The sequence below is a fragment of the Variovorax sp. 20P10.2.4 genome, from assembly GCF_058244205.1.
Window position 1 is genome coordinate 1 of sequence record NZ_JBZAYE010000224.1, and the last position, 10,528, is coordinate 10,528.

Genomic DNA, 10,528 nt, shown 5'->3' on the forward strand with positions numbered 1-10,528 from the left:
AGATCGACAAGTCGTTCACGAGCGCGGCCGACGCGCTGATCCTCGACCTCGAGGACGCGGTGGCGCCGCAGCGCAAGGACGAGGCCCGGCGGCTGGCGCGCGAGGCCCTGGGCCGCGAGCGGGGCGGGCGCCGCGTGTTCGTGCGCGTCAATGCCTTCGACACCGGCCTCACGCTCGCCGATCTCGGCGCCGTGATGCCCGGTGCGCCCGATGGCGTGGTGCTGCCCAAGTGCGCGGGGCGCAAGGACATCGTTCGCCTCGACCACGTGCTCGACGGCATGGAGGCGGCGCTCGCGCTGCCGCCGGGCCGCACCTCGATCATTGCAGTGGCGACCGAGACGCCGGCCGCCGTGCTGGGACTCGCCGGCTATGCGGGAAGCAGCGCGCGGCTGTGCGGCCTGATGTGGGGTGCCGAGGACCTGGCGGGTGCGCTGGGCGCGTCGTCGAACCGCACGGACGGGCGCTACCGCGCGCCGTTCGAGCTCGCGCGCAACCTGTGCCTGCTCGGCGCCGCGGCGGCCGAGGTGATGGCCATCGACGCGGTCTACACCGACTTCGCCGATGCCGAGGGCCTGCGCGCCGAGGCCTCGGCGGCGCGCGTCGACGGCTTTCGCGCCAAGGCGGCGATCCATCCGGACCAGTGCGCCATCGTCAACGCGGCCTTCGAACCCTCGGAGGCGGAGCGCCGCTGGGCCCGCGCCGTGCTGGACGCGCTCGCCGCCACGCCCGCGGGCGTGGCGAGCCTCGATGGCCGGATGATCGACCGGCCGCACGAGGTGCAGGCGCGTCGCATCCTCGGCCTGGACGCTCCGGGCGGGCCGGTGGGCTCCGGCTAGACTTCCCGCCGATACCGAGCCCCACTCCGTCGTCAGTCAGAAGGAAATTTTCATCCGTGGATGTCAAGCAGGTCGTCAACGCCCTGGAGCTGATCGAGTTCTTCGCGACGCATCGACGGCCGGCCACGCTGGCCGAGATCTCGAAGCATTTCGGCTGGCCGCGCTCGAGCACCTTCAACCTGCTGGGCACGCTGGCCAATCGCGGCTACCTCTACGAGCCGCGCGCGCGCGAAGGCGTCTATCCGTCGCCGCGCTGGCAGCAGCTCATCGATGCGATCGAGCGCGCCGCGCCGCTGCCGCCGAGCCTGCGCACGCTGCTGGAGGCGCTGTCGAAACGGACCCAGGAGACGGCCGTGCTCGGCGCCATCAGCGGCGGCCAGGCGCTGTTCATCGACGCGGTCGAGTCGCCGCATGCCGTGCGCTATTCGGCCGCGCCCGGCAAGCTGGTGCCGCTGCACGTCACCGCCACCGGCCGCGCGCTGCTGTCGCAGCTGTCCGATGCCGACCGCGCCACCGTGCTGCGCAAGGCCGTGTTCGAGCGTTACACGCCGACCACGCTGATGAGCGTGGAGGCGGTCGAGATCGAGATCGCGCGCTCGATCCAGCGTGGATGGTTCGAGGGCGCCGCGGAGTTCACGGCCGACCTCGGCGGCGTGGCGCTGCCGCTGCAGGTGGGGCAGCGCCAGTTCGCGCTGCTGGTGGGCGGTCCGATGTTCAGGATCCAGCCGCGCCGTGAAGAGCTGGCGCGCATCATGCGCGAGGAGATCGCGGCGCACCTGCCGGACGCCGGTCTTCAGCCGAAGAACCAGTAGCAGACCGCGATCGCCGCGATCACGCCGGCCAGCTCGGCCAGCAGCGCGCAGGCCACCGTGTGCCGCGCGCGCTGGATGCCGACCGCGCCGAAGTACACGGCCAGCACGTAGAAGGTGGTCTCGGTGCTGCCCTGGATGGTGGCGGCCGCGAGCGCGGGGAAGCTGTCGACGCCCTGGCTCTTCATGGTCTCGATCAGCATCGCGCGTGCCGCGCTGCCCGAAAAGGGCTTGACCAGCGCGGTCGGCAGGGCGTCGACGAAGCGCGCATCGAAGCCGCCCGCATGGACCAGCCAGCGCACGCCCTCGAGCGCGAGGTCGAGCGCGCCCGAGGCGCGCAGCACGCCGATCGCGCACAGCATCGCGACCAGGTAGGGCAGCAGGTTCTTCGCGATGTCGAAGCCTTCCTTGGCGCCCTCGATGAAGCATTCGTAGACCTTCACGCGCTTCAGCGCGCCGGCCAGCAGGAAGGCGACGAGCACGCCGAACAGCGTGAGGTTGCCCAGCAGCGAGGAGAGCGCGGCGATGGCCGCGGCCGAGAGCGTGCCCAGCAGCGCCATGAAGCCACCGAGCAGCAGCGCGCCCGGCAGCAGGTAGGCCAGCACCACCGGGTCCCACAGCTTGAGCCGCTGCACCGCAGCCACCGAGAGCAGCCCGACCAGCGTAGAGGCGCTGGTGGCCAGCAGGATCGGCAGGAACACCAGCGTGGGATCGGCCGCGCCCTGCTGCGCGCGGTACATGAAGATGGTGACCGGCAGCAGCGTGAGCGAGGAGGCGTTGAGCACCAGGAACAGGATCTGCGCGTTGGTGGCCGTGACCGGGTCGGGGTTGAGCCGCTGCAGCTCGCGCATCGCCTTCAGGCCGATCGGCGTGGCGGCGTTGTCCAGGCCGAGCGCGTTGGCCGCGAAGTTCATGGTGATCAGGCCCAGCGCCGGATGGCCGGCCGGCACGCCGGGCATGAGCCGGCGGAACAGCGGGCCGAGCATGCGCGCGAGCCAGGCCACGAGGCCGGCCGCTTCGGCGATGCGCAGGAAGCCCAGCCACAGGGTGAGGGTGCCGAACAGCAGCACCATGACCTCGACCGCGAGCCTGGCCATCGCGAACAGGCTCTCGACCAGCGCCGCGAAGACGGCCGGGTCGCCGCCGAGCAGCCAGCGGCCGAAGGCGGCCAGCGCCGCCACCAGGAAGAAACCCAGCCACAAGCCGTTGAGCACTCTTTTCCGACCCCTTTTCTTAGCCTTCTCTTACCCTCGCATGCGCCCGTGGCGCCGCGCCGATCATAGGGGTGACGTTCGTCACCGCCGCGAGCTACATTTCGAGCCATGCCCGCCACCTCGCTCCGCCGCCTTGCCGCGCTCGCCCTGTGCGCCGCGGCCGCATGGATTTCGGGTTGCGCGAGCCTGCCGCCACCGCCGCCCGACAAGCCGCCGACGCTGGCCTTCACCGACGTGACGCAGACCGAGCTGGGCCAGCTCGCGTACAAGGACGCGCCGGGCGGCAGCGAAACCCCGCTGTCGGGCTTCCGGCTGTTGCCCGAGGCGGCCTTCGCCTTCGACGCGCGCATCTCGCTGGCGCGCCACGCCGAGAAGTCGCTCGACGTCCAGTACTACCTGATCGAGAACGACGACGTCGGCCTGCTGTTCCTCAAGGAGCTGCGCGAGGCGGCCGCGCGCGGCGTGCGCGTGCGCCTGCTGGTCGACGACCTCTACACCGGCGGCGCCGACGAGGTCTTCAGCACCTTCTCGGCCTTCCCGAACGTGGAGGTGCGGCTGTTCAACCCGCTGCCTTCGCGCGCGAGCTCGCTGGCCACGCGGCTGGCGCTGTCGATCACCGACTTCGGCCGCATCAACCACCGCATGCACAACAAGCTGCTGATCGCCGACAACAGCTTCGCGGTCTCGGGCGGGCGCAACATCGCCAACGAGTACTTCATGCGCAGCACCGCGGCGAACTTCATCGACATGGACGTGATCTCGTGCGGCCCGGTGGTGCGCCAGATGTCGGACGGCTTCGACCGCTACTGGAACAGCCCGCACGTGCGCCCGATCGAGAACATCGCGCCGCTGGCGATGACGCCCGAGGCGGCGCAGCGCCGCTTCGACGAGATCGCGCGCACGGCGGTGCCCGACGTGCCGATCCGCCCGCGCGACATCCTCGACAAGTCGCCGGTGGGCGAGCAGCTGATCACCGGCAAGCTCGACCGCTACTGGGCGCCGTTCACGCTGTTCGTGGACGACCCCGAGAAGATCACGCGCAAGCCCGAGCTGGCCTACCGCGGCAGCGTGACCGAGGGCGCGCTCGGCGTCATCGACTCGGCGCAGCACGACGTGAAGATCGCTTCGCCCTACTTCATTCCGGGCGCGCGCGGCATGGCGCAGATGAAGAAGAACATCGCCTCGGGCGCGCGCATCACGGTGATCACCAATTCGCTGGGCGCCACCGACGAGCCGCTGGCCTACGCGGGCTACGAGCGCTACCGCGCCGACATGCTGAAGATCGGCGTCAACATCTTCGAGATCGCGCCGCTGCTCAGCGGGCGCTCGGGCCAGTTCGGCGACTTCGGCAAGACCATCAGCCGACTGCACGCCAAGCTCGCGATCGTGGACGACGAGCGCTTCTTCGTCGGCTCGATGAACCTCGACCACCGCTCGGCCGCGGTCAACACCGAGATGGGGCTGGTGATCGACAGCCCCGACATGGTCAACGACTACGACCGGCTGATGCGCACCACCGCGCGCGTGAACATCGGCTACCGCCTGCGGCTGGGGCCCGACGGCCGCCGCGTGCAGTGGCTCGAGTACGACGACGCGGGCGGCGACATCGTCCACGAGGACGAGCCCGGCGAGTTCATCTGGCTGCGTTTCAAGAACTGGCTGCTGCTGCCGATCGTGGGCGAAGAGCTGCTCTGACACGCCACGGCGGGCGGGGCGGCCGGCCTGTCATTCCGGCGCGAACGGTGTGAGTTACATTCCTGGCAAAAGTGTGAAGTTTTGTCACCAAGACATCGCCAGGATGTCGCCAGGGAGCCTCGAACCATGACCGTCGCGACGCCGCGCGTGCCGCCATCCCCCGTCCTGCCCACCGGCCGCCGCCGGGCCCTGGGCCGCCTCGCGGCCACGGCCTTCGCCGCGGGCCTGGGCCTGCCGGCCTTCGCGCAGAACCGGCCGCTGCGCATCGGCGCCACCTTCGACAACAGCAGCGTGGAGAAGGTCAATGGCCAGGGGCTGTTCCAGGGCTCCTCGGCCTTCTTCGCGGCGATGAACCGCGCGGGCGGCTTCAACGGCACCAAGGTCGAACTCGTGATGGCCGACGACCAGTTCAAGCCCGAGCTGGCCAAGGCCAATGCGCTGGCCTTCGAGAAGGACGCTTCGGTGCTCGCGCTGCTGCATCCGCTGGGCACGCGCCCGTCCTCGGAGGTGATGGACGCGGTGCCGGGCATGGCCGTGGTGGGGCCGCTGACCGGCACCCTCGCGCTGCGCAAGAAGAACGCGCCCAACACCTTCTGGGTGCGCGTCAACTACGCGCAGGAGATCGAGAAGCTGGTGAGCACGGCCCGGGTGCTGGGCCAGGACCGCATCGGCCTCGTGCATTCCGACGACCCGCTGGGCCAGTCGCTGCTGGCGGCCTTCAAGGCCTCGCTCGCGAAGGCGAAGCTCGAGCCGGCCGTGGTCGCGACCACGCCCAACACCACCAGCATGGAGGTCGGCCCGGCCGCCACGGCCATCGCCCAGGCGAAGCCGCAGGTGGTGATCGTCGGCCTCGCGGGCACGGCGCCGGTGTTCCTCAAGGCGCTGCGCGAGGCGGGCGGCAACAGCTCGGCCTACGGGCTGTCGATCACGGCGAGTTCGCTCGGCGCGCTCGGCGAGCTGTCGCGCGGGCTGGGCTTCACGATCGTGGTGCCATCGCCGAACGCGACCAAGTTCGAGATCGTGCGCCGCTACCAGGCCGACATGGTCGCCAACGGCACGCGCGAGTTCTCGCTCGCGAGCCTCGAGGGCTACGTGAATGCCGCCGTGCTGGCCGAGGGCATGCGCCGCGCCGGGCCGTCGCTGAATCGTGCCTCGGTGCTGCAGGGGCTTGAGCGCATCGAGGGCTTCGACCTCGGCGGCCTGAAGCTGAACTACGGCCGCGCGAACCGCGAAGGCGGTAATTTCGTGGACGTGGCGGTGATCGGAAGCCGCGGCCAGATGCTGAGCTGAGCGGGGCTTTTCTGGACGGGCGGCAGGCAGAATCCCCGGTTGCGGGATGCGCCATGGTGTCTTGGCAGGGTAATAATTAGGTTTTAGTCCGCGCTGCCCCGCTTGTCCCGCCTCTTCTTTCGAAAGCTTCACGGATGGACCTGACCGACGCGACCGATGCCGCTCCCGTCGACGACCTCGACGCCACCTTCGATCTGGCGCCGGTCTCGCTCTGGATCGAGGACTACAGCGCGCTGCGGCGCATGCTCGACGGCTGGCGCGCGCAGGGCGTGACCGACCTCGTCGCCTTCCTGGCCGAGGACCCGCAGCGGGTGCGCGACTGCATGGCCTCGCTGAAGGTGCTGCGCGTGAACCGCCACACGCTCGAGCTGTTCGCGGCCGAGAGCCAGGCGCAGCTGCTCGGGTCGCTCGACAGCGTGTTCCGCGGCGACATGTCGGCCACCGTGGTGCACGAGCTCGACCAGCTCTGGCGCGGCCAGATGCGCTTCGAGAGCGAGACCGTGAACTACGCGCTCGACGGCCGCCGGCTCGACGTGCGGGTGCGCGCGCGCGTGCTGCCGGGCCACGAAGCGCACTGGGACCGCGTGCTGGTCGCGCTCGACGACGTGACCGAGCGCGTGGCGGCCCAGCGCCGGCAGGCCGAGAGCGAGCGCTATGCGCGCAGCCTGTTCGACCACTCGCCGGTGTCGCTGTGGGTGGAGGACTTCAGCGCGGTGCGCGGCCTGCTCGACAACCTGCGCGCGCGCGGCATCACCGACTTCGCCACCTTCCTCAAGGTGCATCCCGAGTTCGTGACCCGCTGCATGCAGGAGATCCGCGTCATCGACGTGAACCACGAGACCCTGCGGATGTTCGGCGCGCCCGACCTGCGCACCCTGCTGGGCAGCCTGTCGCGCATCTTCCGCGACGAGATGCGCGAGTCCTTCGCCGAGCAGCTCAACGACCTGTGGAACCACAAGACGCTGCAGCAGCGCGAGGTGATCAACTATTCGCTCTCGGGCGAGTTGCTCAACATCCACATGCAGTTCGCGGTGCAGGAAGACCGGCTCGACAGCTGGGACCTGGTGCTGGTCTCGCTGGTCGACATCACCGCGCGCAAGAAGGCCGAGGCCTACCTCGAGTACCTGGGCAAGCACGACGTGCTCACGCAGCTGTGCAACCGCACCTTCTACACCGAGGAGCTCAACCGCCTGGCGCGCAAGGGGCCGTGGCCGGTGTCGATCGTGGCGATCGACCTCAACGGCCTGAAGCAGCTCAACGACCAGGAAGGCCACGCCGCCGGCGACACCATGCTGCGCCGCATGGGCGAGGTGCTCGACAAGGCGGTCGACACGCCGTCCTGGCCCGCGCGCATCGGCGGCGACGAGTTCGCGGTGCTGATGCCGCAGACCGACGAGCGCGGCGCCGAGGCGATGCGCGAGCGCATCCTCGCGCTGCTGGAGCTCAACAACCAGTTCCATGCCGGCCAGAGCGGCCATGCGCTGAGCCTGGCGATCGGGCTGGCGACCTGCCACGTGGGCGATTCGCTCGAGGCCGCGCTGCAGCGCGCCGACCGCGCGATGTACGCGGACAAGGCACAGCACTACAAGGACAGCGCGCACGAGCGCCGCGGCGCCTGAGCCCGGGGCGGAACTTCAGACTGCTTGGTAATTCGGCACGCGCGCCGTATGCCGGATGACGCGCGAGACTAGAATTTCGGCATGACCGTTTCGACCGCCAAGCCTTCCTTCAAGGCGCAGATGCTGGCTGCGCGGGAAGAGGCCATCGTGCAGACCGCCAACCGGCTGCTGGCGCAGAAGGGCTTCGAGTCGATGACGGTCGACGAGGTCGCGGCCGCGGTGGGCATCGCCAAGGCCAGCCTCTACAAGCATTTCCCGAGCAAGGAAGACCTGGCGGCCGCCGCGATGGTGCGGCTGATGCAGCGCACGCTCGACATGCTCGCGGCGCTGCCGGCCGAGGAGCCGCCGATAGGCAAGCTGCGCGCCACGGTGCGCTGGGCGCTCGAGCTGCAGCTCGCGGGCGAGATGCCCACGCTGCCGCACCAGAACTCCAGCCTGCGCGCGACCCTGCTGGGCAACCGCGGCTACATCGACCGGCTGGTGACCATCAGCGACACCCTCGGCGGCTGGATCCAGGCGGCCCAGGCCGACGGCTCGATGAATCCCAAGCTGCCCGCGATCGGCGTGCTCTACACGCTCTATGCGCGCGGCTGCGATCCGGTGCTGGGTTTTCTCCAGGGCGGCGGGCAGCACAGCGACGCGCAGATCGTCGAGCTCGTGCTCTCGACCTGCTTCGACGGGCTGGCCGCGCGCTGAAGCGCGGCGCTGGCTAGAGCCAGTTGCCGGTGCCTTGCGGCATCTGGATCGTGGTGGCCGGATCGCTGCCGCCGACGAAGGCGCCGATCAGGATGCTGAGGATCGAGACGAACAGGCTCGCGAACAGCGCGGTCCAGAAGCCCGAGACCCGGAAGCCGCGCACCAGCGCCGCCACCAGCAGGATCATCAGCGCGTTGATCACCAGCAGGAACAGGCCGAAGGTCACCAGCGTGAGCGGCAGGGTCAGCACGATCAGCAGCGGCTTCACGACCGCGTTCGCCAGGCCCAGCAGCAGCGCCGAGATGATCAGCGCGCCGGTGCTCTCGAAGCTCAGCCCCTTGAAGATGCGGCTGGCGACCCAGAGCGAAAGCGCGGTGATGGCCCAGTGGATGAGGAAGGGTGCGAGGTTGTCGAGCATGCGCGGGCGGCAAGAGGCCGAAGGGCGGTGGTTGGAGGAGTGCGGGCCATCATATCGGCGGCATCGCGGCGGCTTTGTCGGACTCAGCGGATCTCGATCAGCAGCTCGGGCCGGAAGCCCTCCTGCTCGCCCTTGCTGCGGTAGCCCAGCGGATTGGCGACCACGCGGCAGCCGTCCTTCACGTAGTCGAAGGCGCAGTGCAGGTGGCCGTGCAGCCAGAGGCTGGCCTGCGGCAGCAGCTCGTCGAGCGAGTTGCAAAAGCCCGCGGTGCCGGGCGTGAGCCCGTAGCGCGGATCGGCGCTGGCCAGCGAAGGCGCGAAATGGGTGATGGCGACCGTGGTGCCGTCGAAAGGCCGGGCCAGCGCCTCGCGCAGCCAGGCCTGGCATGTGAGCCCTTGCTCTCGCAATTCTGCCGACAGGAAGGGCACGCCATTGCGCCGCGAGGACATCTTCTCGAGATAAAAGTCGGCCGCGCGCATCGCCTTGCCGCGCTTCTTGAGCGCTTCGGCGAGGCCGTCGGTGGGCGTCACGAGCGCGTCGAAATCGGCCCACAGCGTGGTGCCGACGAAGCGGATGCCCTCGATCACCAGCGTTTCGCGCTCGAGCCAGAGGATGCCGAGCTCCTCGCACAGCGCGCGCAGCCGAACGTGGGTTTCGTCGAAATCGAGGTTGTCGTACTCGTGGTTGCCCGGCACGTAGATCACGGGCGTCGGCCAGCCCTTCTTGGGCGAGAAGCGGCCGAGGCCGAAGTCGGGATCCTCCAGGCGCGAGCCTTCCTGGTAGGAGCCCACGTCGCCCGCGAGCACCAGCAGGTCGGCGCCCGGCACGGGCTCGGCGTGGAAGCGCGGGTGGGATTCGAGATGCAGGTCCGAGAGCAGCTGCAGTTTCATCAGGGTTTCTATCTAGGTGGATCAGCCTATGCGTATCACGCATAGATGTGGCATTTTTTAACTAGGGTTAACCCCTAATCTATGGGGCATCAACCACTGCAGCGCAGCCAAGAGCCGCGCACCATCATGTTCAGCCTCATTGCCCAAGTGGCACGTTTCTTCCGTTCCTCCGCCAATTCTGCGCCGGCCAGCCACGCCGCGGCGCTGATGGAAAGCGCCGATGTGCGCGCGGGCCTCGACGCCCACCACGCGCAGGAACTGCGCGGCGCGGCAGCCGCCTGGCTGCGCGTCGTTCGCTGACCCCGCGAGCGATTCCAACCGCCGGGCGTTTCAGCCCGGCACCTGCTGCCCGAGTATCGAGCCCGCGAAAGCGGCCGCCGCCGAGCGCAGCAGCGATTGCCGCAGCCATTCGTGCGAATGGGCGTGCTGGGCGCGCCGGTGCCAGATGGCATCCACGTGCACCGGCGGCTGGTCGAAGGGCAGGTCGCGCAGCACCAGCTGGTCGCCGATGCCCGTGACCGTCACGAAATGGCGCGGCAGCACGGTCAGCAGATCGGTGGTCGCGACCACCTGGCCGGCCGTGAAGAACTGGTTCACCGTGACCACGATGCGCCGCTCGCGCCCGAGCGCGCCCAGCGTCTGGTCGATGAAGCCATAGGGCCGGCCCGAGAAACTCACCAGCAGGTGCCGCGCGGCGCAGTAGTCGTCGAGCGTGAGCGGCCGTTCGGCCAGCGGATGGCCGCGGCGCATCACGCACACGTACTGGCCCAGGTACAGCCGCTGGGTCTCGAAGGGCACGCCCACGCCCGACTGGCCGCGCGCCGCCAGGCTCGCGATCACGGCCGGGAAGTAGCCGATCGCCATGTCGACCTCCTCGTGCTCGAGCATGCGGCGCGGGTCGCGCGTGGTCAGCGGCAGCACCCGCATCGAAATGCCGGGCGCCTCGGTCTCGGCGATCCGCACCAGGCCCGGCATCAGCTCGGCCGCGGTGGCATCGGCCATCGCCAGCAGGAAGGTGGTGTCGGCGGTGCCGGCATCGAATTCGCCCGGCGCCAGCGTGT

The 10,528-nt window shown here is 69.7% G+C and carries 11 protein-coding genes; 7 read left to right on the forward strand and 4 right to left on the reverse strand.

Annotated elements, in window-relative coordinates:
- Positions 1-836: HpcH/HpaI aldolase/citrate lyase family protein (locus AC27VN_RS20580; protein WP_490877704.1), on the forward strand; the 836-nt coding region annotated here is incomplete at its 5' end.
- A gap of 56 nt (positions 837-892) precedes the next feature.
- On the forward strand, positions 893-1,648 hold the full coding sequence (locus tag AC27VN_RS20585) for an IclR family transcriptional regulator (RefSeq protein WP_203203635.1): 756 nt from the start codon (positions 893-895) through the stop codon (positions 1,646-1,648).
- Here AC27VN_RS20585 and AC27VN_RS20590 read toward each other — a convergent pair.
- The gene (locus tag AC27VN_RS20590) at positions 1,630-2,859 is read right to left on the reverse strand and encodes a nucleoside recognition domain-containing protein (protein WP_490877705.1); all 1,230 of its coding nucleotides are present in this window, start codon (positions 2,857-2,859) and stop codon (positions 1,630-1,632) included. The two genes, AC27VN_RS20585 and AC27VN_RS20590, sit on opposite strands and share 19 nt — an antisense overlap.
- Positions 2,860-2,967: 108 nt before the next feature.
- Between AC27VN_RS20590 and AC27VN_RS20595 the strand changes: the two genes are divergently transcribed.
- The 4 genes from AC27VN_RS20595 (at position 2,968) to AC27VN_RS20610 (ending at position 8,159) form a co-directional block, all read left to right on the forward strand.
- Positions 2,968-4,554, forward strand: coding sequence for a phospholipase D family protein (locus AC27VN_RS20595; protein ID WP_490877706.1), 1,587 nt, complete (start codon positions 2,968-2,970; stop codon positions 4,552-4,554).
- 126 nt (positions 4,555-4,680) lie between these two features.
- Positions 4,681-5,844, forward strand: a complete 1,164-nt coding sequence (locus AC27VN_RS20600; RefSeq protein ID WP_490877707.1) for an ABC transporter substrate-binding protein — start codon at positions 4,681-4,683, stop codon at positions 5,842-5,844.
- A gap of 134 nt (positions 5,845-5,978) precedes the next feature.
- A complete protein-coding gene (locus tag AC27VN_RS20605) occupies positions 5,979-7,463 on the forward strand; it encodes a sensor domain-containing diguanylate cyclase (RefSeq protein ID WP_093343828.1) in 1,485 nt (494 codons plus the stop codon).
- An 81-nt stretch (positions 7,464-7,544) separates the two neighbouring features.
- Complete coding sequence (locus AC27VN_RS20610; protein WP_256222581.1) at positions 7,545-8,159, forward strand: TetR/AcrR family transcriptional regulator; 615 nt, start codon at positions 7,545-7,547, stop codon at positions 8,157-8,159.
- 13 nt (positions 8,160-8,172) lie between these two features.
- On the opposite strand, the gene AC27VN_RS20615 is transcribed toward AC27VN_RS20610, so the two are convergent.
- Together AC27VN_RS20615 and AC27VN_RS20620 are read right to left on the reverse strand one after the other, a co-directional pair.
- A complete protein-coding gene (locus tag AC27VN_RS20615; RefSeq protein WP_093343829.1) occupies positions 8,173-8,577 on the reverse strand; it encodes a phage holin family protein in 405 nt (134 codons plus the stop codon).
- Between the two features lie 83 nt (positions 8,578-8,660).
- Complete coding sequence (locus AC27VN_RS20620; protein WP_490877708.1) at positions 8,661-9,467, reverse strand: metallophosphoesterase; 807 nt, start codon at positions 9,465-9,467, stop codon at positions 8,661-8,663.
- A 126-nt stretch (positions 9,468-9,593) separates the two neighbouring features.
- Here AC27VN_RS20620 and AC27VN_RS20625 point away from each other — a divergent pair, with 126 nt between their 5' ends.
- Positions 9,594-9,767 (forward strand): hypothetical protein, encoded by a 174-nt coding sequence (locus AC27VN_RS20625; protein ID WP_177239347.1) that lies wholly within the window; start codon positions 9,594-9,596, stop codon positions 9,765-9,767.
- 30 nt (positions 9,768-9,797) lie between these two features.
- On the opposite strand, the gene AC27VN_RS20630 is transcribed toward AC27VN_RS20625, so the two are convergent.
- Positions 9,798-10,528 (reverse strand): LysR substrate-binding domain-containing protein (locus AC27VN_RS20630; RefSeq protein ID WP_490877709.1); only part of this gene is annotated, 731 nt, incomplete at its 5' end.